Annotated in this window: 20 protein-coding genes and 1 pseudogene; 15 read left to right on the top strand and 6 right to left on the bottom strand. The window is 39.2% G+C overall.

The features are described from left to right. Positions 1-4: 4 nt before the first annotated feature. Entirely contained in the window at positions 5-346 is a 342-nt protein-coding gene (locus GM698_RS08595) for a carboxymuconolactone decarboxylase family protein (protein WP_159630631.1), read from the bottom strand. A gap of 121 nt (positions 347-467) precedes the next feature. Between GM698_RS08595 and GM698_RS08590 the strand changes: the two genes are divergently transcribed. Next, positions 468-1,367, top strand: coding sequence for an AraC family transcriptional regulator (locus GM698_RS08590; protein ID WP_159630633.1), 900 nt, complete (start codon positions 468-470; stop codon positions 1,365-1,367). Positions 1,368-1,557: 190 nt separating this feature from the next. Next, positions 1,558-2,121: a GPR1/FUN34/YaaH family transporter gene (locus GM698_RS08585; protein WP_159630635.1), complete on the top strand. Its 564-nt coding sequence runs from the start codon at positions 1,558-1,560 to the stop codon at positions 2,119-2,121. A 120-nt stretch (positions 2,122-2,241) separates the two neighbouring features. Here GM698_RS08585 and plsB read toward each other — a convergent pair whose 3' ends face one another. Further along, positions 2,242-4,659, bottom strand: coding sequence for a glycerol-3-phosphate 1-O-acyltransferase PlsB (gene plsB / locus GM698_RS08580; RefSeq protein WP_209289282.1), 2,418 nt, complete (start codon positions 4,657-4,659; stop codon positions 2,242-2,244). Between the two features lie 164 nt (positions 4,660-4,823). Between plsB and lexA the strand changes: the two genes are divergently transcribed. The 7 genes from lexA (at position 4,824) to GM698_RS08545 (ending at position 11,358) form a co-directional block, all read left to right on the top strand. Next, entirely contained in the window at positions 4,824-5,459 is a 636-nt protein-coding gene (lexA, locus tag GM698_RS08575) for a transcriptional repressor LexA (protein ID WP_159630639.1), read from the top strand. A gap of 101 nt (positions 5,460-5,560) precedes the next feature. Beyond that, complete coding sequence (mutH, locus tag GM698_RS08570; RefSeq protein WP_209289281.1) at positions 5,561-6,250, top strand: DNA mismatch repair endonuclease MutH; 690 nt, start codon at positions 5,561-5,563, stop codon at positions 6,248-6,250. 82 nt (positions 6,251-6,332) lie between these two features. Then, on the top strand, positions 6,333-7,070 hold the full coding sequence (locus GM698_RS08565; protein WP_176808752.1) for a TerC family protein: 738 nt from the start codon (positions 6,333-6,335) through the stop codon (positions 7,068-7,070). A 99-nt stretch (positions 7,071-7,169) separates the two neighbouring features. After that, positions 7,170-8,207 carry a beta-N-acetylhexosaminidase gene (gene nagZ, locus GM698_RS08560; protein ID WP_209289280.1) on the top strand — a complete coding sequence of 346 codons (1,038 nt, stop codon included), beginning with the start codon at positions 7,170-7,172 and terminating at the stop codon, positions 8,205-8,207. Beyond that, positions 8,200-9,378 carry a 23S rRNA (uracil(747)-C(5))-methyltransferase RlmC gene (rlmC, locus tag GM698_RS08555; RefSeq protein WP_209289279.1) on the top strand — a complete coding sequence of 393 codons (1,179 nt, stop codon included), beginning with the start codon at positions 8,200-8,202 and terminating at the stop codon, positions 9,376-9,378. Before nagZ ends, rlmC begins: the two co-directional genes overlap by 8 nt. Positions 9,379-9,572: 194 nt before the next feature. Continuing rightward, positions 9,573-10,883 (top strand): phosphopyruvate hydratase, encoded by a 1,311-nt coding sequence (gene eno / locus GM698_RS08550; RefSeq protein WP_176810201.1) that lies wholly within the window; start codon positions 9,573-9,575, stop codon positions 10,881-10,883. A 64-nt stretch (positions 10,884-10,947) separates the two neighbouring features. After that, the gene (locus tag GM698_RS08545) at positions 10,948-11,358 is read left to right on the top strand and encodes a DUF2251 domain-containing protein (RefSeq protein ID WP_176808756.1); all 411 of its coding nucleotides are present in this window, start codon (positions 10,948-10,950) and stop codon (positions 11,356-11,358) included. 59 nt (positions 11,359-11,417) lie between these two features. Here GM698_RS08545 and ubiH read toward each other — a convergent pair whose 3' ends face one another. From ubiH to selD, 3 genes are read right to left on the bottom strand one after another with little or no spacing between them, the layout of a single operon-like run. Continuing rightward, complete coding sequence (ubiH, locus tag GM698_RS08540) at positions 11,418-12,617, bottom strand: 2-octaprenyl-6-methoxyphenyl hydroxylase (RefSeq protein WP_209289278.1); 1,200 nt, start codon at positions 12,615-12,617, stop codon at positions 11,418-11,420. Further along, positions 12,617-13,081, bottom strand: coding sequence for an NUDIX hydrolase (locus GM698_RS08535; RefSeq protein ID WP_176808758.1), 465 nt, complete (start codon positions 13,079-13,081; stop codon positions 12,617-12,619). The genes ubiH and GM698_RS08535 overlap by 1 nt, the downstream gene beginning before the upstream one ends. Further along, positions 13,081-14,121 carry a selenide, water dikinase SelD gene (gene selD / locus GM698_RS08530; RefSeq protein ID WP_209289277.1) on the bottom strand — a complete coding sequence of 347 codons (1,041 nt, stop codon included), beginning with the start codon at positions 14,119-14,121 and terminating at the stop codon, positions 13,081-13,083. Before selD ends, GM698_RS08535 begins: the two co-directional genes overlap by 1 nt. 204 nt (positions 14,122-14,325) lie before the next feature. Here selD and GM698_RS08525 point away from each other — a divergent pair, with 204 nt between their 5' ends. The 3 genes and pseudogenes from GM698_RS08525 to GM698_RS08515 all read left to right on the top strand — a co-directional run bounded on the left by GM698_RS08525 (position 14,326) and on the right by GM698_RS08515 (position 19,864). Continuing rightward, on the top strand, positions 14,326-18,633 hold the full coding sequence (locus GM698_RS08525) for an Ig-like domain-containing protein (RefSeq protein WP_209289276.1): 4,308 nt from the start codon (positions 14,326-14,328) through the stop codon (positions 18,631-18,633). Positions 18,634-18,704: 71 nt separating this feature from the next. Next, a pseudogene (locus GM698_RS08520) lies at positions 18,705-18,875 on the top strand (IS1595 family transposase); the annotation flags it as partial. 356 nt (positions 18,876-19,231) lie between these two features. Further along, the gene (locus GM698_RS08515; RefSeq protein WP_209289798.1) at positions 19,232-19,864 is read left to right on the top strand and encodes a hypothetical protein; all 633 of its coding nucleotides are present in this window, start codon (positions 19,232-19,234) and stop codon (positions 19,862-19,864) included. A gap of 334 nt (positions 19,865-20,198) precedes the next feature. On the opposite strand, the gene GM698_RS08510 is transcribed toward GM698_RS08515, so the two are convergent. Beyond that, a complete protein-coding gene (locus GM698_RS08510) occupies positions 20,199-21,143 on the bottom strand; it encodes a bile acid:sodium symporter family protein (protein ID WP_176810205.1) in 945 nt (314 codons plus the stop codon). Positions 21,144-21,297: 154 nt separating this feature from the next. Between GM698_RS08510 and GM698_RS08505 the strand changes: the two genes are divergently transcribed. From GM698_RS08505 to greB, 3 genes are all read left to right on the top strand, one after another. Next, positions 21,298-22,122, top strand: coding sequence for a 5'-nucleotidase, lipoprotein e(P4) family (locus GM698_RS08505; RefSeq protein ID WP_209289275.1), 825 nt, complete (start codon positions 21,298-21,300; stop codon positions 22,120-22,122). A gap of 152 nt (positions 22,123-22,274) precedes the next feature. Beyond that, positions 22,275-23,555, top strand: a complete 1,281-nt coding sequence (gene pepB / locus GM698_RS08500; protein WP_209289274.1) for an aminopeptidase PepB — start codon at positions 22,275-22,277, stop codon at positions 23,553-23,555. 90 nt (positions 23,556-23,645) lie between these two features. Beyond that, positions 23,646-24,125 (top strand): transcription elongation factor GreB, encoded by a 480-nt coding sequence (greB, locus tag GM698_RS08495; RefSeq protein ID WP_176810208.1) that lies wholly within the window; start codon positions 23,646-23,648, stop codon positions 24,123-24,125. Positions 24,126-24,151: the final 26 nt, after the last annotated feature.

The following is a 24,151-nucleotide window of genomic DNA, read 5'->3' as shown; positions in this document are numbered from 1 at the left end:
TCTCCTATTTTTGTGTTTCAACTGCTTCCAAGGCACGTAGAGCATAAGTGTATGCAGCACCTGCATTTAGTGCAATTGCGGTTGCCAATGCCCCTGCAATTTCACTTTCTGTAGCTCCAGCTTTTGCGGCTTCTTCTGCATGAACGCTGATACAACTTTCACAACGTGTAGTAATCGCAACCGCTAAAGCAATTAATTCTCTCGTTTTATGATCTAAAGCTTCAGCCGCTGCAGCAGTACCTAGTGCTTTATAAGCTTCCAACATTTTAGGGTGCTTTTGCCCTAATTTACCGAAAGATTGTTTCACATGTGCCGTGTGTTCTGACCAATTTTGAAATGAAGACATATTGATTTCCTCCTTTATGGGATATGATAAAAAAACAGTGGCATTATTGCGTTTATTTAATAAACTTTATTATCAAATAAGTTCATTTTATAATGAAATAATCGCAAATTAAGGAAAAGAAATGGATATATTAGATAAATTACTTGATTTTGCCCAACTATCAGCAGGTATTAGCGTAAAGTGCCAACTACAAGGTAATTGGGAATTAGATAACCCACATCAAAGTGGGCTAGCAGTTGCACACATTATTAGTGCTGGTTGTGCCTATCTAGAACATAATGGGCAAGTTCATTTACTAAAACAAGGGGATATTGCATTTTTCCCTAAGTTTTCCAGCCATACTTTACGTAGTCAAATACAACCATTGGCAACGAAAACCCTATTAAGCCTCGAGTCTTTAGGGGCTTTTACCTCAGTAAAAACTGGGAAAGCACAGTACAATTGCGATATGTTCTGCCTGCATTATCACTATGACTCTCAATCTGAATTAATGGATACGTTGCCAGAAATGATCCTTTTCCAAATTGCTGAAACACCATTACAAATGATGTTAGATCTGCTCAGAACAGAGGCAACCGCTTCCCATTTAGCCACAAAATCGCTGGTTAATTCATTAGCTTTAGTTATTTTAACTATGATATTAAGGCAGCACCTTGCTAATCATAATCACAAGCTATGTGGCGTTTTAAAAGGATGGCAGGAACTACGATTACGCCCATTACTTAAAGCCATCTTGCTTAATCCAGAAAAAGATTGGACAGTTGATAAAATGGCTGCAACAGTACATCTTTCTCGCTCACAACTTATTCGGTTATTTAATCAGCATTTATCTATTAGCCCACACGCTTTCGTGCATAAAATGCGATTGCAAAAAGCAGCGATGTTATTGAAAAGCCAAGCAGATTCTGTATTAAGCATTGCCCTTACCTGTGGCTTTCAATCTGAACCGCACTTTATTACTGCCTTTAAAAGGCAATATGCTGTGACACCAAGCCAGTACCGCAAACTAAATACCAAATGATAAATTAGCAGCTTTTGCAAAATTTTGCGAAGATCTGGCCGCTTGTAAGGAAATTACTAGTCAATAGTATATAAAATCGTTATACTTTACCGCCTTAAATTTTAGGTAAGACAGCTTCTCATTTTAATAGAAGCAAAATAGAATAATTTGCTACAAATACGTAGCGTAAACAAAGTAATAGAGGTTTTCAATGTCAGCTCCAAATTCAGGAACTAACCCAGCTCCGCTCGGTTTATGCGGCTTTGCACTTACTACATTTTTATTAAGTTTAATCAACAACGGAACATTCAGTGGCGATAACGTTGGCTTAGTATTAGCAATGGGCTTTGCCTTTGGTGGTACGGCTCAGATGATCGCAGGTATGTTTGAATTTGCTAAAGGTAACACCTTCGGCTTTACTGCATTTACTAGCTACGGTGCTTTCTGGTGGTCTTTTGCCTTATTTAAACTATTCTTTGTTTCCAGCGTATCGCCTGAGTTTATCGGTTGGTACTTAGTGGCTTGGGGCACATTCACATTAATGATGTTCATCGGTACACTTGCTAAAGCACGAGCATTACAAGCCATTTTCTTCTTCCTAACAGTCACTTTCTATGTATTAGCAGCTGGCGATTTTACTCATAACAGCACGATTACAAATATTGGCGGTAACTTCGGTTTAATCACCGCATTCTGCGCATTCTACTTAGCCGCAGCGGATATTATTAACGAAAGTTTTGGTAGAACTATTCTACCAATCGGTGAACCAAAATAATCGTTATCTAAATATTAAAAGGCGGCATATAATCAATTGACTATATACCGCCTTTTAATTTGCAAAAAATGATAAGAAAATAACCGCTTGTTAGCTCTCTTCTCTACTCATTTTTATTTGCTAGACCTGCTTTTCGATACAAACCTTTGCTATTGCACCTTGAATAGTTTGCTGGACTTCAATAGAAATCAAACTTCTTAGTAATGCTTCGGTTTCTTGAACTTTTTCGATAACTAAATTATCTTCGCTATCAAAATAACCCTGTTCTTTTAAGCTATTTATGAAGATTGAGAAAATCGCTTTATCAAAAAATTCTGGAGCATTAATGCCGTGTAATACTGATAGACGCTGTGCAACCGAACTACTTTCTTTCTCTAAAGCTACGCGACTAATATCAGGCTGTTCTAGCAATAAACTTAAACTGATATAGTAACGTTGTAATATTTCACGCACGCCAGCCGAATGTAATTGCAATGTACGAATATGTGGTCGGTTAATCATCAACATATCGCTTTCATTTTTAATCACATTTTGACGAATAAACTCCTTAATAATCGCCTCAATATACTCCGCCACTTGATCTTCTTTAAAGTGTAAAAATAGCTCTGTTTGTAAGAACGGATAAATTCGATTAACCGATTGAATAACAAGATCTTTTGAAATAGCCTCGTGGTGTAGCACAATGCTTGCAACCAATGAGGGTAATACAAATAAATGTTGCACATTATTACGATAATAGGTCATTAATACCGCAGCTTCACGTTCTAAACGAATTAACTCACCGAAATCATCTTTTTCTATTGCTCCCCCTGAACGAGGCAGATTGATAACACGGTTTAGCATCTCATCTGCACTTTCTTCGGGCAAGGTCATATCTTTAGAATAAGGCACATAACGGAATAATTGAACATAACTTTCAAGTTGTTCAATTAATTGCTCACGAGTTAAAGCTCTTTGGCGTGAAGCCAATAATGCAGAACCAACCAAATTTTTCGCATTTACTGCAGCTGCTTTATTAATATTGATCATAATCTGATTTGCAACCTTATTAACAGCCTCATTTAACCACTTAGGACGGCCATCTTCAGCTTGCTCCTTCCACTCAGGGAAATGCTGATTTAGGTAATTATTTATCTGAATCGGCTCACCAAAATTTACATAGCCTTGACCTAAATTTTTCAACTTTTTAAGTACTCTTAATACTAAACCTGCATTTTCTTTCTCTTTTGCAGCACCTCTTAGCTCTTTAGCATAAGTATCTACCTCAAGAACGTGCTCATAGCCAATATAGACCGGTACAATACTCAATGGGCGATTTAAGCCCCGTTGAAGTGCTTGTAAAGTCATTGACACCATTCCCGTTTTGGGTTCTAACAAACGCCCAGTACGAGAACGCCCACCCTCAATGAAATACTCTACCGAATAACCCCGATAGAATAGCTCAGCCAAATATTCACGGAAAATAGTGGAATATAGGCGGTTATTAAAAGTACGGCGAATGAAAAATGCCCCCCAACTGCGGAAAATTGAACCAGCTGGCCAGAAATTCAGATTAATCCCTGCTGCAATATGTGGTGGTACAACACCATGATGATAAAGTATGTAAGATAAGAGTAAATAATCCATATGACTACGATGGCAAGGCACATAAACAATTTCATGCCCTTCTAACGCCAACTTACGCACACGATCAGCATTTTGTACATTAATACCCTGATATAATTTATTCCAAAGCCAACTTAAAACGCGATCTGCAACACGTAAACTTTCGTGTTTTACATCAGCCGCAATTTCATTAATAATTTTCTCTGCTTCTTTACGTGCCTTTTCTGGCGAAGATTTTTTTGCTTCTTCAGCAATTGCTGCTTGAATAACCTCTGAATTGAGAATTTTATTAAACATTGCCTCACGGTTTGGCAAACGAGGCCCCATTGCAGAGTAACGCAATTTAGCAAAGTGCATTTTTGCTACACGTGCAATTTTTTGAGCAATTTTTTCATCTGCACCGTGTTCAGCTATCATATGGCGTAATGATACTGCTGGTGAGAAACGCACAAAGTTATCACGACCAAACCAAACCATTGACATAAAACGTTGTAATGAGGTCAAAACCTGTAGGTGCCTTGCATCTTCTTTGCCTGGAGCTCGCCCCCACAGCACAGAAACGGGGATAAGTTGAACATCTAAATCGCCCTTTTCACGATGTAAATCCAAATAACGATAAAAAATAGATTCAGTCTCACTTTTCACCCCTTTTGATTTAAAAAAACGTCTTCCCTTATCTAAAAAGACAAAACGGGGCAAAGTCTGCCCATCAATTACATTATCTTGCAATGGATCAGGTAAATTTAACGCTGAGCAGTTTTTTTGCAAAATAAGTAAATCAGTTTGCGATGTATAAGGCAATACATAGACGATAGGTTGTGCCAGATTTAGCGCTAACTCACTCACAGGATCAGTTGGAATAGCACGAGACTTTACCAAAAGTGAAAGTGGTAAATTTAAGAAAGTACGGTATAAATTTAATAAGCCAGACATATCAATACCCTTAAGAATTGTTATTAGCGGAGGTCTAACCTCTAATTTGCCTCATTCTACCATAATTTTTTCCAGAATTTTGTGAAATTATTAGTTACAAAACAAAAAATACTGTATATACTATCAATATTTTCTGTATATAAAGACAGTGAGGTTCAACTCAAATGCGTAAACATTTAACTGCTCGTCAGCAAGAAATCTTTGATTTCGTAAAAAATCATATTGAAACAACTGGTATGCCCCCCACTCGTGTAGAAATTGCACGTGAAATCGGTTTTAAATCTCCTAACGCTGCAGAAGAGCACCTAAAAGCCTTAGCACGTAAAGGCTATATTGAAATGCTCTCTGGTACATCTCGTGGCATTCGTATTTTAGTTGAAGACGAAAACGAAGCCGCCAACGATGAAAATGAAGGATTACCCCTAATAGGTAAAGTCGCTGCTGGCACGCCAATCTTAGCATTGGAACACGTTGAAAATCACTATCCTATTAATGGCACGATGTTTAATCCAACTGCTGATTATTTACTCAAAGTAAAAGGTAACTCAATGGAGAAAATTGGTATTTTAGACGGCGATTTATTAGCTGTTCACAAAACGAATACCGCTCGTAATGGTCAAGTTGTAGTTGCTCGTGTAAATGATGAAGTAACCGTAAAACGTTTAGAGAAAAAGGGCGAATTAATTTATTTACATCCCGAAAATGACGAGTTAAAGCCAATTAAGGTCAATCCAAGCCAAGAATATATTGAGATTGAAGGGATTGCCGTTGGTGTTATCCGTAGTAATGCTTGGATGTAATATTCGTAGGCTGCGAGTAAAAAATCGCTCCATAGCTGCAAAAAATGATAAAAAAATAACCGCTTGTCTATGATCTATGAAAAACAAAAACAATAGTGCCTATGAACCATAATTCTCTTACCAGTATTCCCCAAACAGAACAAGAATTGCTAGCCAGAGCACAATGGCTAGCAGGTTTTACCTTGGGTGAAGTAGCGGAGATGCTCAATGTCACTGTTCCATCTGATTTAAAGCGAGATAAAGGCTGGGTCGGAACATTAATTGAAATGGCTCTTGGTGCAAAGGCAGGTAACAAAGCCGTGCAAGATTTTTCTAATTTAGGTATTGAGCTTAAAACTATTCCTATTAATCAAAAAGGCTTGCCATTAGAAACCACTTTCGTTAGCCTTGCCCCCTTAACTCACAACAATGGTATCACTTGGGAAAGTTCTCATGTTAAGCATAAACTTTCTCACGTATTATGGGTTCCTGTTGAAGGTGAGCGTAATATTCCACTTTATCAACGCCATATCGGACAAGCTATTTTATGGTCGCCTACGCCTGAACAAGAATTTCAATTAAGACGAGATTGGGAAGAGTTAATGGAAATGATCGTTTTAGGTCAGCTCCATACCATTAATGCAAAATGTGGTGAAGTCTTACAACTTAGACCGAAAGGGAGAAATAATCGCTCGCTCACTTCTGCTATCAATGCCCACGGTGAGCCAGTTCAATCTTTACCTTTAGGGTTTTATTTACGCAAGCAATTCACCACAGAAATTTTACAAAACTTTTTACATTCTCCTCTTTAATTTTGCATACATTCTCTATAGAATGCCCGCTTTCTTTTATAGAAGAAAGCAATTATATCCCTAATTTTAAAAGGACATTTTTATGTTTGATTGGATAGCAAATCCTGAAGCTTGGTTAGCACTGATTACACTCACCGGGCTTGAAATTGTATTAGGCATTGATAACATTATTGTTATCAGCATTTTAGTTTCTCGCCTACCTATTGAACAACGTCAATCCGCACGCATTATTGGTTTAGCACTCGCAATGGGAACACGTATTTTATTACTACTTTCACTTGCTTGGTTAATAAAATTAGTTACACCGCTGTTCTATATCGCAAGCCATCCGATTTCAGGCAGAGACTTAATTCTACTTATCGGAGGACTTTTTCTGATTATAAAAAGTTTGATGGAATTGAAAGAATCTGTTGCTGCAAATTCGCACGAAGAACAAGCCACCTCGGCTAAAAAAGCCAGCTTTCTGATGGTGCTCACACAAATCGCTATTTTTGACGTGATTTTTTCACTTGACTCTGTAATTACTGCCGTTGCAATGGCAGATGATATTCCTGTTATGGTGATTGCCATTATGATCGCAATCGGAGTGATGATGTTAGCAGCAAGAGGCATTGGGAATTTTGTTGATAATAACCCAACTATTAAAAATCTTGCATTAGCTTTCTTAATTTTGATTGGCGTAGTATTAGTAGGTGAGGCATTTAATTTCCATATTCCAAAAGTAGCTGTTTATACTGCAATGGGCTTTTCTGTTGTGGTTGAAATGCTTAATATCAAAATGCGTCGCAATCAAATGAAAGTACAGAAATATCATTCCTAATCCATTCATAGCCCTTGATGAAAATCAAGGGCTTTTCAACGTACAATACAAGCGGTTGAAATTTTTCTCTTTTTTGCAAATTAACTACATTTAAAACGTATGCTACTCATTGATATTAAAGACAAAGAACTTGCCCAAGAAGAAGTGGAAATATTATCCCACCCGCTGATTTCAGGTTTAATTTTATTTAGCCGCAATTTTTATGACAAACAACAAATTCAAGGCTTAGTAAAAGATATCCGTCAACGTGTGAAAAAACCTTTGCTAATCACTGTAGATCAAGAAGGGGGGAGAGTACAACGCTTCCGTGAAGGCTTTACAAAATTGCCTGCAATGCAGTCTTTTAGCCTGCTAGCTCAAACCCAAGACCACGCATTGCAACTCGCGAGAGAAACAGGCTGGTTAATGGCGGCTGAAATGTTTGCATTGGATATTGATTTAAGTTTTGCCCCTGTTTTAGATTTAGGACACGAATGCAAGGCAATTGGCGATCGATCATTTGGGAAAGATCCATACACGATTTTGCCAATTGCTGAAGCCTTTATTGACGGAATGTTGGAAATGGGAATGGCAACTACGGGCAAGCATTTTCCTGGTCACGGATATGTTTTGGCTGATTCACATTTAGAAACGCCTTTTGATGATAGAGCAAAAGAGGTGATATTTAATCACGATATTCTTCCCTTCAAACAACTTATTAGTAAAGGCAAACTCTCCGCTATTATGCCAGCTCACGTTGTTTATACCGAATGTGATAGCCAGCCTGCAAGCGGTTCAATTTACTGGTTAAAAAACGTTTTACGCAAACAACTCAATTTCAATGGTGTCATTTTCTCTGATGATTTGGGTATGCAAGGTGCTAGCTTTATGGGTAATTTTGTGGAACGCACCGAAAAAGCCATTCAAGCTGGCTGCGATTTATTGCTGCTTTGCAATCAGCCAGAGGGCGTCGTTCAAGTTTTAGATGGCTTGAAATATCAGCCTACTCAAATTCAAAAAGCGCGTCATTTATCATTAATGAAGCGTAAAACTGTCACTTGGCGTGAGCTAGAAAACAGTAAAGCTTATCAGCAAGCTCAAGCTAGGCTGACCGCTTTACAAAATCACTGGCTAGCCTGGAAAGAAACAAATGCCTAATCTAGCTAACTGCTCACATTTTAAATGTGGTGATTGCACCTCCTGCCAATGGCTTGAAAAACCATACCAGAGCCAATTAGCCGATAAAGAAGCCGACCTCAAGCGGTTAATTTCTCCATTTATTTTGCAAAATAAAACGGAAATCTTACCGCTTGTAGCATCCCCCATTTCACATTTTCGCAATAAAGCGAAAATGGTGGTTTCAGGTAGTGTGGAACGCCCGATTTTAGGCATTTTAAAAGATCAACACGACCCGCAAAGTGGGGTAGATTTAACCGACTGCCTACTTTACCCAGCTTCTTTTTATAGCTTATTCCCCATTCTTAAAGATTTTATTGGCCGAACAGGCCTTGTGCCCTACAACATCAAAAAGAAAAAAGGCGAGCTGAAATATATCCTAATCACTGAAAGCCAATATAACCAATCGTTAATGCTCCGTTTTGTGGTGCGAAGCGAATCAAAGCGAGCATTGGTGGAGCGAGAATTACCCCATCTGTTAGAAAAATTACCGCCTAATTCGGTGGTGAGCCTAAATATTCAACCGCAACACGCCGCTGTTTTAGAAGGTGAAACGGAGATTTTCTTAACCGAACGAAAAGTGATCGAGGAAAATTTCAATAGCGTACCGCTATTTATTCGCCCACAAGGCTTTTTCCAAACAAATCCAACTGTAGCCAGCCAGCTTTACTTGACAGCTCAACAATGGGTTGAAAATTTACCAATAAAAAAGTGTTGGGATCTGTTTTGTGGCGTAGGCGGTTTTGGTTTACATTGTACAAAAGCATTACAAAAAAAAGGGATTGATGTTGAATTAACTGGCATTGAAATTTCAGCATCCGCAATTGAAAGTGCCACAAAATCAGCGGCAACATTAGCCTTAGAAAGAGTAAGATTTATCTCGCTCGATTCTGCAAAATTTGCCTTAAATGAAAACGGCACACCACCTGATTTGGTGATTGTAAACCCACCTCGTAGAGGCATTGGTCAATCTTTAGCAGAATTTTTAAACAATTTGGGCTCAACTTATTTAATCTATTCCAGCTGCAATGCCCAATCTATGGCAAAAGATTTTGAATCCTTAACTCATTACGAATTATGCAAAGTGCAGTTATTTGATATGTTTGCACATACTTCACACTATGAAACGCTGACGCTGTTAATCAAAAAATAAGCATACAAGTGGTCAAGTTTTTGCCGTTTTTTGCAAAAATTGCTATACTCTGGAGCGAATAATATAGTCTTAATCAAATTAGTGATAAATTCTCGAACTCTCATCACAGTTTTTCAAAGACAAAAGCGTAAAATCGTTTTACTATATACCTATTCTTTTTCTATTAACTAACTCTCAATTAGAGGAACTCAACAATGGCTAAAATTGTTAAAGTAATCGGTCGTGAAATCATCGACTCTCGTGGTAACCCAACAGTAGAAGCAGAAGTTCACTTAGAAGGTGGCTTCGTAGGTTTAGCAGCTGCTCCATCAGGTGCTTCTACAGGTTCTCGTGAAGCATTAGAATTACGCGATGGCGATAAATCACGTTTTTTAGGTAAAGGTGTATTAAAAGCGGTTTCTGCGGTAAACAACGAAATTGCTAAAGCATTAGAAGGCAAAGAAGGAACAGCACAAGCTGAAATCGACCAAATTATGATCGACTTAGACGGCACTGAAAACAAATCTAAATTTGGTGCAAATGCTATCTTAGCGGTTTCTTTAGCAACGGCTAAAGCAGCAGCAGCATCAAAAGGTTTACCACTTTATGCTTACATTGCTGAATTAAACGGCACTCCTGGCGTTTACTCTATGCCATTACCAATGATGAACATCATCAACGGTGGAGAACACGCAGACAACAATGTCGATATTCAAGAATTTATGATCCAACCAGTGGGTGCTTCAACCTTAAAAGAAGCGTTACGCATTGGTGCAGAAGTGTTCCACAATCTTGCTAAAGTACTCAAAGCGAAAGGCTTAAATACAGCAGTAGGTGATGAAGGTGGTTTCGCACCAAACCTAGCTTCAAACGCAGACGCTTTAGCGTGCATTAAAGAAGCGGTAGAAAAAGCAGGTTATGTATTAGGTAAAGATATTACTTTAGCGATGGACTGTGCTTCTTCTGAGTTCTATGATAAAGAGCGTAATGTGTACGATATGAAAGGCGAAGGCAAAACCTTCACTTCACAAGAGTTCACTCACTACTTAGAAGGCTTATGCAAAGAGTACCCAATCGTATCTATCGAAGACGGTCAAGATGAATCAGACTGGGAAGGTTTCGCATACCAAACTAAAGTATTAGGCGACAAAGTACAATTAGTGGGTGACGACTTATTCGTAACCAATACTAAGATCTTAGCTCGTGGTATCGAAAATGGTATTGCAAACTCAATCTTAATCAAATTCAACCAAATCGGTTCATTAACTGAAACCTTAGCTGCAATCAAAATGGCTAAAGACGCAGGTTACACCGCCGTTATTTCTCACCGCTCAGGCGAAACCGAAGATGCAACGATTGCAGATTTAGCAGTTGGTACTGCGGCAGGTCAAATCAAAACGGGTTCGATGAGCCGTTCAGACCGTGTAGCAAAATACAACCAATTAATTCGTATCGAAGAAGCATTAGAGCGTGCTGGCACACCAGCGGCGTTCAATGGTCGTAAAGAGATCAAAGGTCAAGCGTAATCGCTAATTAAACATTTAAATGCCACTGAGAAATCGGTGGCATTTTGCTTATAAGGATAATCAAATGCTCTACTCTGTTTTAACCGATCACATTCTACTCAACGAGCCTTACCGCAACGGAGCTCACTCTACTCAGCACGAACATTTAGTGGTGATGTTTGAAATTGACGAAGAAACAGGCTATTTTTATGCAATGGATCTACACCAAACCGAGCAACCTGTGGTGGACAGTCTTTTCGTTTTCCGCATTAGCGATATTGAACAAAACTCACTCCACGAACCACGCCGTGTGGAAATCTGCTGGAGTGAAGATGGCTATCAAGCCTTTTTGCTCATCAACGGCTACCCACACGCTGTCTTTGATTTCCGCCAATTTATCGGCTACAACCACACTAAATTCCCCCACCCAGAACTTGGCAGTATGTGGCTACACAAAGAAACCACCAATGAATTGGTGGAAAAGTGGTTAAAATAAATTAATGTAAGGGCAAATAACCATTTGCCCCTAGAAATAGGATAAAACAACTCATTTTATTACCACCCCAATGCTTGATTTATCACAAAATCTCGAGCGCATTTTGAATGTGAAACCATAAATAAACCCAAGTTCCGCATCACTTGTACAGGCAACATTTCGCAAGAAAAAATCGAAATCAGACCGCTTGTCGCGTTCATCATTTTGGCTTGATCTTGAGAACGCTGGCATTCAAATTCGGATAAGAGCGAAAATTCACCAATATCCTTACCTTGATTAAAGGCTTGAGCAACCAATTCTGCGAGCGTATGTAAATCTCGCAAACCGAGGTTAAAGCCTTGCCCTGCAACGGGGTGTAACATTTGTGCTGCGTTACCAACAACCGCTAAACGATGGTGAATATGGCTCTCGGATTTTTGCAAAATAAGGGGATAAATAAACCGCTTACTGACTCGCAAAAACTGCCCTAATTTCCAGCCGAATTGCTGTTGTAAGCGATCCAAAAATTCGCTGTCAGGCAGTTGTAGCCCATCAACATTTTTCACGCACCACACCAGCGACATCCTATTCCCATTTAGCGGTAATAAAGCAAAAGGGCCTTGTTCTGTAAAATATTCAAAAGCTTGGTTTTGATGCGGTTTGCTTAACTCCACGTTGGCAATAATTGCAAATTGCTGATAATTTCGCCTTTCGAGAGTTTCCACACCACACTGGCTTGCAATCTTAGATTGAATACCGTCAGCCCCAACCAGCAAGGTACAGTTCAGCTGTTCGCCATTGTTTAACGTCAGTTTGCAGGCGTCTATTGAGCGTTGAACCTCAATGACTTCGTTAGGGCAAAAAAGCTGGATATTGGCGTGCTGTTCAAGACAAGCGGTTAATTTTTTGCCTAATTTTGCTAATTCCACCACCGCCCCAAGTTGTGGCAAATTCTGCTCACTGGCTTTCAAAGTGGCTTTACCAAAATGCCCTTTATCCGCCACTTGAATTTGCTTAATCGGCGTGGCAATTTTCTCAATTTCTGTGCCTAAATTATTGCCTACAAGCGGTATGATTTGTCGCATTTTTTGCAAACTACCAAAAGCCAAGGCAATGCTCCGAGCATCAAAACCGCCTTGTTGTTCATAGTCTGGGAGCGATTTTTCAATAATCGCAATCGATATTTTGTGCTGGCTAAAACTGCTCAATGCTAATGCCAGCACTGCCCCCGTTACCGCCCCGCCTACAATCACCACATCAAATTGCTTGATTTGTTGCATTAGTGCCCCCACTCAAACGCATTCAGCAACGAGAGCGGATAACGCTCACCGCTCAAATAATCTTTCAGCGATTGCCTCACAAGCGGACTGCGTTCACATTGCCCTTCTTGCTGGATATAGTGTTGAAATTCCGCCTCGCTCAACCAAAGAGCCTGAGTTATCTCAGCATCTTGCGGGTTAGGCTCTAGCCATTCCGCCAGCTCCACCGCAAACAGAAAACGGAGATAATCAGTTTGGGTTTGTGGGGCTTGCCATTGGTAAATTTTCACCAGACTTGCCATTTCTGCTTGAATCCCTGTTTCTTCAAACAGTTCACGGCTCGCACCCTCCAGCAAGGTTTCATCTTTTTCTAAATGCCCTGCAGGTTGGTTGAGTGTACGTTTGCCATATTCAATCTCTTCCACAAATAAAAATTTGCCCTTGCAATGTACCACGCAGGCAAGGGTCACATGGGGTTTAAACATTAAATAACCTCAATCAGTGGCTTTTCCTTGTCCATTTCAAGCAATCGCCCGACGTGGAATAGCGGCACATTCGCCTCTTTTGCAAAATGTTGTAATTTTTCGACCGCTTGTGGCAATGCGGCAACCAATAATCCGCCCGAGGTTTGCGGATCGCACAAAATCGCTTTTTGCTCCTCCGTCATTGACGAAATCAAATGCCCGTAGCTTTCAAAATTACGATTTGTACCACCAGGAACGGCTCCCAACGCAATGTATTCTCTCGTACCGTCTAGGGTTTGAATATCAGAAAAATCGACTTCCGCCCGTAAATTCGAGCCTTGACACACTTCGCTTAAATGCCCTAACAATCCGAAGCCCGTCACGTCTGTCATCGCCATCACTTCAGAAAGCTCAGAGAATTTCGCCCCGATCACATTGAGTTGACACATCACCTCGCTTGCCAAATTTTGATGTTCAGGTTTCAATAAACCTTTTTTCTCCGCTGTGGTTAAAATACCAATACCAAGCGGTTTGGTGAGATATAACTCGCAACCAGCGACAGCAGAGGCATTACGTTTCACACGTTCAGTCGGCACAATGCCTGTTACGGCTAAGCCAAAAATTGGCTCTGGAGAATCAATTGAATGGCCACCAGCCAATGCAATACCAGCCTGCTGACATGCAAAACGACCGCCATCCACTATTTGCTGAGCTACTTCCGCTGGTAATTTGTTTACAGGGAAACCAAGAATCGCAATGGCCATCAGCGGCTTGCCCCCCATTGCATAAATATCGCTAATTGCATTCGCAGAGGCAATCCGCCCGAAGTCAAATGGATCATCTACAATCGGCATAAAGAAATCCGTGGTGCTGATGATTGCCTGACCATTGCCAAGATCATACACCGCCGCATCGTCCGCCGTTTCGTTGCCCACCAACAAATTTGGATCAACAAATTTCTCACGTTGCGTTTGTAAAATCGTCCCTAACACCTTAGGAGAAATTTTACAGCCTCAACCCGCCCCGTGGCTGAACTGGGTTAATCTAATCGGTTCAGACATTCCGCCTCCATAATCAATCAAAATTGTGCTTATTGTACGCTAACAAGCGGTCAAAATGACAAAAAATTTTACACTTTTTAAGTTTCATTACACAGGAAAAACTAGAAAAAACCACCTAGAAAAGTTAATATAAAAACAATTTTGGCTTAGAGTCTACAATAAACCTAAGCGAAGCTCTTCAATTTTTTAAGGTAACGCATACTAATGATAGTAATAAAAAAAATATCGCTCCCTGTCTCTTTTACACAAAATAGCAAAAAGAATGCTAAGCAATATATTATTGATGATACATTGATAACTAAAGCATTAAATGGGGACAATCAGCAACTTGATAACCAGGAAAATTGGAAAATTGAAAGGATAGTGCTTGAAAAAGTTGCTTATGATAAAGAGATTGCAGTTGAAGAGGCTAGCAATAGTGCTACAAATACGACAGACAGTCCATATTCTTTGCCAGAGCAAACTGAGTGGCAAATACAAAAAATAGGTTTTGAGCCATCGAATATTTCAGGCACAAGCATATTATCTACACTAGGTGGTATTGGATTGTCAGGCTGGTTTTTTACAGACCGTTTTTCTCATACTAAAGCAAATGAAGAGAGAAAATCCCCTCATTCTGAAATCATAAAATTTAAGGCTGATGCAACTCAAAGTACTCAACCTGAAAAAACGATAATAGTAAATCCTGCTATTACAAATAGCTCTACCAATGGCAATAAAACTATTGAGAATAATCCCTCCGTGAACTCAAATACTAATACTAATACTAATACTAATACTAATACTAATACTAATACTAATACTAATACTAATACTAATACTAATACTAATACTAATACTAATACTAATACTAATACTAATACTAATACTAATACTAATACTAATGAAAATGTTGTAGTAACAAAGCCAATATTGCCAGTGATTATGTTTAATAAAGTCGCAGAAGACAATGTGATTAATGGTGCTGAAGCGACGCGAAATAGCGTGACGATTTCAGGCAGCGTTAAGAATGCGAATATAAATGATGTATTGACGTTAAAAGTAGGCGATACCACGTTAACCACGCAAATACAAGCAGATGGGCGTTTTGCGGTGACAACCACGGGGGCGATATTAGCTGCAAACCGTCAAATTGAGGCATCGATTACGACACGTGATAGTGCAGGAAATGAGAAGTCTGCGACGAAAACACATCGTTATGATGTGGTAACCGAGATTGCAGAGCCAGTGATTACGTTTAATAAAGTCGCAGAAGACAATGTGATTAATGGTACTGAAGCAACGCAAAATAGCGTGACGATTTCAGGCAGCGTTAAGAATGCGAATATAAATGATGTATTGACGTTAAAAGTAGGCGATACCACGTTAACCACGCCAATACAAGCAGATGGGCGTTTTGCGGTGACAACCACGGGAGCGATATTAGCTGCAAACCGTCAAATTGAGGCATCGATTACGACACGTGATAGTGCAGGAAATGAGAAGTCTGCGACGAAAACACATCGTTATGATGTGGTAACCGAGATTGCAGAGCCAGTGATTACGTTTAATAAAGTCGCAGAAGACAATGTGATTAATGGTACTGAAGCAACGCAAAATAGCGTGACGATTTCAGGCAGCGTTAAGAATGCGAATATAAATGATGTATTGACGTTAAAAGTAGGCGATACCACGTTAACCACGCCAATACAAGCAGATGGGCGTTTTGCGGTGACAACCACGGGAGCGATATTAGCTGCAAACCGTCAAATTGAGGCATCGATTACGACACGTGATAGTGCAGGAAATGAGAAGTCTGCGACGAAAACACATCGTTATGATGTGGTAACCGAGATTGCAGAGCCAGTGATTACGTTTAATAAAGTCGCAGAAGACAATGTGATTAATGGTACTGAAGCAACGCAAAATAGCGTGACGATTTCAGGCAGCGTTAAGAATGCGAATATAAATGATGTATTGACGTTAAAAGTAGGCGATACCACGTTAACCACGCCAATACAAGCAGATGGGCGTTTTGCGGTGACAACCACGGGAGCGATATTAGCTGCAAACCGTCAAATTGAGGCATCGATTACGACACGTGATAGTGCAGGAAATGAGAAGTCTGCGACGAAAACACATCGTTATGATGTGGTAACCGAGATTGCAGAGCCAGTGATTACGTTTAATAAAGTCGCAGAAGACAATGTGATTAATGGTACTGAAGCAACGCAAAATAGCGTGACGATTTCAGGCAGCGTTAAGAATGCGAATATAAATGATGTATTGACGTTAAAAGTAGGCGATACCACGTTAACCACGCCAATACAAGCAGATGGGCGTTTTGCGGTGACAACCACGGGAGCGATATTAGCTGCAAACCGTCAAATTGAGGCATCGATTACGACACGTGATAGTGCAGGAAATGAGAAGTCTGCGACGAAAACACATCGTTATGATGTGGTAACCGAGATTGCAGAGCCAGTGATTACGTTTAATAAAGTCGCAGAAGATAATGTGATTAATGGTGCTGAAGCGACGCAAAATAGCGTGACGATTTCAGGCAGCGTTAAGAATGCGAATATAAATGATGTATTGACGTTAAAAGTAGGCGATACCACGTTAACTACGCCAATACAAGCAGATGGGCGTTTTGCGGTGACGACCACGGGAGCGATATTAGCTGCAAACCGTCAAATTGAGGCATCGATTACGACACGTGATAGTGCAGGAAATGAGAAGTCTGCGACGAAAACACATCGTTATGATGTGGTAACCGAGATTGCAGAACCAGTGATTACTTTTGATAAAGTAACAGATCACAACACTATCAATCTAGATGAAACTAAATTATCCCACATTAATATTACTGGCACAGTTAAACATTCTAGAGATAAAGATGCCATCACGATTAAAATCGGCGATCAAACTTTAACAACGGAAGTTGTTGGTGAACGCTTTAGCGTGACGACAAGCGGTCAAATTTTGGCAAAAAATAGCAAAATTACTGCAAGTTTAACCACAACTGATATTGCTGGTAATAAAGCCTCTGCAGTTGCCACTCACGATTATCAGGTATTACCTGTTTATTCCACTAAGGTAACTTATCCAAATAATGTTTTATCGTATGAATCTAACAAACCATTTGATTTTAGTACCTTAAAATATAAATTAGATCCTCAGGCTTATATATTACAAAATAGTGAAGCCAAAGCTAAAGTAATTACTGCTTTAGAGAAATATGTTGAAGCCAATCCTGATATAGCCGCGAAAAATATTACTGACTCTTACAAAGTAGATTCTGATGGCGATGGGATTATTGATATTCACGATAAAAATCCGAAAATGTGGAATGTTTCGGAAAGGGATCTACGTTTCTTTGCAACCGCTGCACATAGTAGTGAGAATGTAAATAGAAATATATTTGAGCGTTATAAAGATACTGGTATTGATGAATTTAATAAGCAACGAATGAGTAATGGAGCAGATATTCGTGAAATTAATAAACAGTGGGAAATATTAAAATACGTTTCTACAGGTAAGGATTTACAATATTTTATTTATGGTAATGGCAAAAATGCAGATGGTTCTTATCAAAATGTAGCGATCGCATTTAGAGGTTCAAATAGTAGCTCAGACTGGCAAGGGAATTTAAATATCCTATCTGGGAAAAAACACCCTCAGTTAAACTACATCGATCAAGCAGCTGAATATGTCGCGAAATATAATCCTGAAAATCTCTATGCAACGGGAAATTCATTAGGAGGTTATCTTGCTCAATATTTTGTATCTTATACGATACAAAATAACCCAAAACTTGCTTCAATTTTCCGTCATAGTAGTTTATTTAACCCTGCTGTATTAAAAACAGATTCAGGAAGCCCCGACGATTTAAAACAGGCTAGAGCCAAAGCAGATGAATTTGTAAAACAAACTATTACAGACGAAAGTGATTTAACTAATCCAGTAAGTTTGCACAAAACAGATTCGTATGTAATCAATGGAGAATTTGTGAGTAGCGGATATAGCTTTCTCGGAATAAAGATTGGAAAATTAGGTTCTTATGAAAACACAACGTTTTTTAACGGTACAGGAAGTTCAAAAGATAAACATAAAATGAATCAATTCTATGCGGATAATCCACAATTAGAAAGTGTCTTTTCACGCGGATACCGAATTGATACGCACTATACTGATAAAGATTCGGATAATGATGGCTTAACAGACCAACAAGAAGCTCGATTAGGTACAAAACGAAACGAGACAGACAGCGATGGAGATGGATTTAGTGATAAATTAGAAGCTCAGCTCAAATCGGATCCCCTTAATGCGAATGCTATTCCCGATTTCTTAAATAAAATCAATATTCAGGAAGTATTCTCCTCTATTGCAGTCACCATTGAAAGTCAAAACTCTAAAGGTGGATCAAAAACCAAGGAGGTTGCATTAACTGCGTCTTTAGAAGGTGGCAATATTATTTATAGCCTTGATCCTATTGTTGCGGCAGAATATACATCAGATTTTATCTTATAATTTAAATCTACTTTAATTTTGGAGCTGTCCTAAATAACGACTAAAACTCTCATTTAGGTTAAGATAACCGAATGAGAAAAAGTCGTCTAAGTCAGTACAAACAACATAAACTCATTGGGCTGTTAGCGGGCGTAACTGCTCGAACAGCGGCTGAGTTGGTAAATGTAAACAAAACCACCGCAGCCTATTGCTTTCACCGTTTGCGATTGCTCATCTATCAACATAGCCCTCATTTGGAAATGTTGGCATAGTGGACAAAATTGAGTCTGCAAAGTAGGTTAAAACCTTGTAATATAAGGCTTTAACCTACTTTTTATAAAAATGCCTAAAAAATTGCATTTTCTGCTCATCTTTTAACCTTAAAAAGTATGGCAAAATTCATGGTATTCAACGCTATAAATGCCTTGATTGCAGCCGTAACTTTTTCGTATCCAAGCGGCTTAATTCCGAAGAAATTTGGTTTAAGTACACCTCACAAAAACAGACTATTCAACAGCTTTCTTTGGAATATCAATGTTCTGAAAGAACGATTAGAAGGCATCTTGAGAAAGCCCTAAAAGCAGAGCAAAAAGCACTTCCTCAAACAGCGAGTATCGTGATGGATACCACTCACTTTAAACAACGATTTTCGGTACTCGTCCTAATGGATTCCTCATCATCAAAACCGATTTATTTTCGCTTTATTCCAGCTGAGAAAAATCGATATTATTTTGAAGCAATCTCAGAACTCATGGAAAAAGGCGTTAAAACTCAACCTATTACCTGCGATGGGCGAAGAGGGCCATTAAACGCTTACCCTCATATTTCTACTCAAATATGCCATTTTCATCAAATCGGACGAGGCATATTTTATCTAACAAAATCGCCTAAATCTGAGGCGGGAAAAGCACTATTATCCCTCTATTACTCCCTTAAATTTCAAACGCAAGAAACTCTCACTCTCGCGTTATCTGAATGGTTAAATGAACATAAAGATTACTTTAATGAACGTTCTAAAACAGACTCAAAACGATTTAAACATAAGCGGTTACGGAGCGCGTATTGGAGCTTAAAACATAGCATAAATTATCTATTTACCTATCAAGCACATCCCGAATTAAACATTGCTCATACGACCAACTTCGTTGAGTCATTTTTTAGGCAAATGAAAGCCAAATTAGCCTCACATCAGGGACTAACAGATGAACATAAGATGATGTTTATAAAGGATTTTATCTGTCGGAAGAGTTAAAAATAAAGCCATAGCAGACTCAAAAATGTCCACTATGGCTGACCCACCAGGAAATCAGACTCAATTTTGTCCCCCCCCCAAAATTGGCAAATTTTTCGACAAAAATCAGCACTTTATTATTTGCCTTCGCTTCTTTGAAAACACAGGTGATATTTTGCTCGGTTTCCCCACGTAAGGCGAAAGTAGGTCTGAACCTTGGCAAACTAAGGCTTGCAAACCCATTTCCTGAGCCAGCCAATTTGCCCACGTTGGATACGCTTCAACCCGTTGCTGGTTTTGTGTAGATTGTCCGAGCTATTCACCCAATCCAAATTTTATCTTAAAAAACGACTGTTTATTTATGATTATCGTTTTTCATCTTTGCAAAAATCATCGCTAAAATCGGGCCTGAAATATTATGCCAGAAACTAAATACTGCACTTGGTACAGCAATCACAGGATTAGCTTTAAAATGTAATGCCGCAAGGGCTGCCCCTAAACCAGAGTTTTGCATTCCCACTTCAATTGCAACCGCTTTGCTATCCGCAATCGCTAGCTTGAATAAACGACTGGCTAAATAACCAATTAAATAACCTAAACCATTGTGTAATGCCACAACCGCAAATATCAACAATCCTGATTCAATAATACGATCACGACTTACTGACACCACCGCGGTCACAATTAATACAATCGCAATAACTGAAATTAACGGCATCGTTTGGCTAAATTGTTCTACTTTTTGCTTGAAGACAGTACGAATAACCACTCCAACAAAAATAGGTAATAACACTATTTGTAGTACAGAGATAAACATTGCCGTTGCATTAATTTCTAACCATTGGCTTGCAAATAAATAGAAAATAGCTGGCGTTAATACTGGGGCTAACAAGGTTGAAATGGTGGTGCAAGCGACAGATAACGCAGTATTACCGCGTGCTAAATAAGTCATTACATTTGAAGATGTTCCCCCAGGGCAACAACCCACTAGAATCACGCCAATAGCTAGATCAGGTGGCAAATTAAATGCTTTTGCTAATCCATAAGCAACGCTTGGCATAACAACAAATTGTGCAATCACACCAATAATAACTGATTTTGGATTTTTCGTTACTTCCGCAAAATCTTTGAAGGTTAAGGTTAACCCCATTCCAAGCATAACGATACCTAATAGGTAAGGAATCCAAGGCACGAATTGTTTAAACAAATCTGGAAATTGTGCTGCAATGTAAGCAAAAACAACCACCCAAATGGCAAAGGTTTTACTCACAAATTGTGTAAATTTTAATAATGTTTGCATATAGCCTCTATTTTTATGTTATAAAAAGGTTGATAGGCTATCTTAGTTTTAATTAAAAGTGAATAGCCGTAATAAAATTATAAAATTTATAGTAATCAACCTCTCTTTAGGTATAATAATTTCGCTTATCAACAAAAAAATTAAGGACAACTTTATGAAACACTTAAAATATTCAGCAATAAGCCTAACCGCCTTATTCGTTCTAACGGCTTGTACTCACACTGGTCAAAAAAATAATGAGCAACACCACCAAATGGTATTGCAAGAACAAGCAACCTTAGGCGTAAATTGGGTACAACAATCGGGCGAATATCAAGCATTAGCATACCAAGCATTTAATACAGCAAAAGTCGCTTTTGATCAGGCAAAAGTGAAAAAAGGCAAGAAAAAAGCCGTTGTTGTTGATTTAGATGAAACGATGGTAGATAACAGCCCATACGCAGGCTGGCAAGTAAAAAATCATAAACCGTTTGATAGTGAAAGCTGGACACGCTGGGTAAATGCTCGTCAAACGGGAGCAATTGCTGGAGCCGTTGAATTTAACAACTATGTAAACAGCCATAAAGGCACCGTGTTCTATGTTTCAAACCGTAAAGACAGTAATGAAAAAATCGCCACTATCGACAATATGAAAAAACTTGGCTTTAATGGCGTGAGTGAACAAACGTTATTCCTAAAAAAAGATAAATCAAATAAAACGCCTCGTTTTGAAGAAATAGAAAAACAAGGCTATGAGATTGTGCTTTATTTAGGCGATAATTTAAATGATTTTGGCGATGCCACCTACCGCAAATCTAACACGGAACGTCGTGCATTTGTTGCTGAGAACAGCAAATTATTCGGTAGTAAATTCATCATCTTACCAAACCCAACGTATGGCGACTGGGAAGGTGCGTTAGATAAAGACTATTACAAAGGCAATGCAGAAAGCCGCATTAACATTCGCCACAATGCAATTAAAGCGTGGAATGGTCAATAATTCACAAAAGCTTCGTAAAAACACCTAAAATGACCGCTTGTAGATGCCTCACCGCATAACAAGCGGTCGTTTTTCTATAAAAATTTGCAAAAGTTTGCTAGGATAATCGGGCTTCATCTCCGCCCGAAACCATAAAAAACAAGGAACGAATAATGACTGCAATGAACATCACCCTTTCTCAACAAGCGGCACCTGAAATTTGGGGAGAAAAGGCTATTCTGTCTGCCAACGATTTAGGCTTTACCGTCCACAATCTGCAACATAACTTACTAACTGTTCAAAAAGCCGCACGCAAAATTAAAAACCAAGGCATTTTGAATGTTAAATTAGTGGGTAATAACTGGGGTTTAGAGGAGTGTTGGGCTTTCCATCAAGGCTTTAACTCAGTTAAAAATAAAGGCTCGGTACAATATCCTGATTTGGGCGAACAGCAATCCGAATTTGACAACCGCTTGAAATGTGCCACTTTTATACGCGAATTAATCAATGCACCTTCAGATAGGCTCACGCCTGTAAAATTAGCACAACAAGCGGTCGAATTTATTCAACATATGGCAAAACCCAATACCGTTTCTTATGACATTATTCAAGGTGAAAACTTACAATCACAAGGCTACCACGGCATTTGGACGGTGGGGAAAGGCTCAAGCAATCCTGCGGCACTATTAACGCTCGATTTCAATCCCCAATGTGATGAAAACGCCCCCGTTTTTGCTTGCTTAGTTGGTAAAGGAATTACGTTTGACACTGGTGGTTATAGCCTTAAACCAAGTGATGGAATGAGTACAATGCGTACCGATATGGGCGGTGCGGCACTTTTAAGTGGTGCCTTAGCCTTCGCGATTGCACGAGGTTTAAATAAACGCGTTAAACTCTATCTCTGCTGTGCAGAAAATATGGTGAGCCATAACGCATTCAAATTGGGCGATATTATCACTTACCGCAATGGCGTGACCGTTGAAGTACTCAATACTGATGCAGAAGGACGCTTGGTATTAGCCGATGGCTTAATTGATGCCACTAAGCAAAAACCAGAATTTATTATTGACGCCGCAACCTTAACGGGTGCGGCAAAAGTAGCGGTAGGTAATGATTACCACGCCATCCTTTCAATGGATGACAGCTTAATTGAAACCCTATTCAACTCTGCTAAAAAAGAAAATGAGCCTTTCTGGCGTTTACCATTTGAAGAGCTACATCGAGATCAAATTAGCTCATCTTTTGCCGATATTGCAAATATCGGCTCTGTGCCAGTAGGTGCTGGAGCAAGTACCGCTACCGCATTTTTATCTTATTTCGTTGAAAATTATCAACAAAATTGGTTACACATTGATGCCTCTGCTACGTTTCGCAAAACGGGCAATGATTTATGGGCAGCAGGTGCGACTGGTTTAGGTATGAAAACAATCGCAAATTTATTACTTTCTAAATAATTTTCTATACTGCAAGCGGTCATTTTTCATTGAAAAACGGTAAATTTCAGAGAAAATTTAACCGCTTGTTTATTCTCTAAAGGAATAATCGTGGCTAAATCTCATTACATTACTCGATCAGGCTGGCAAGCTCTTGATCAAGAATTAAAATTCCTATGGCGAGAAGAACGCCCAAAGGTTACGCAAGCCGTTTCTGATGCCGCAGCACTTGGCGATCGCAGTGAAAATGCCGAATACATCTATGGTAAACGCCGTTTAAGAGAAATTGATCGTCGCGTGCGTTTTCTCTCAAAACGCCTAGAAGTGCTCCAAATTGTAGATTATCATCCAAAACAAGAAGGCAAAGTCTTTTTTGGTGCTTGGGTAGAACTTGAAAATGAAGAGGGAGAAGCCAAACAATATCGTATTGTTGGCTGTGATGAATTTGACCCGGCAAAAAACTGGATTTCTATAGACTCTCCGGTCGCCCGTGCGTTAATCGGCAAACAGATTGATGATGAAATTCGGGTAGAGACACCTGCTGGTAACGTTTTGCTTTATATCAATAAAATTTGGTATGAAAAAGGGTAACAAAATGGGGGAAATATTTCTCCCCG

The organism is Mannheimia sp. ZY171111 (genome assembly GCF_017750945.1).
In the GTDB taxonomy this organism is placed as follows: domain Bacteria; phylum Pseudomonadota; class Gammaproteobacteria; order Enterobacterales; family Pasteurellaceae; genus Mannheimia; species Mannheimia pernigra.
This window is presented reverse-complemented; position numbering and strand designations above follow the sequence as displayed.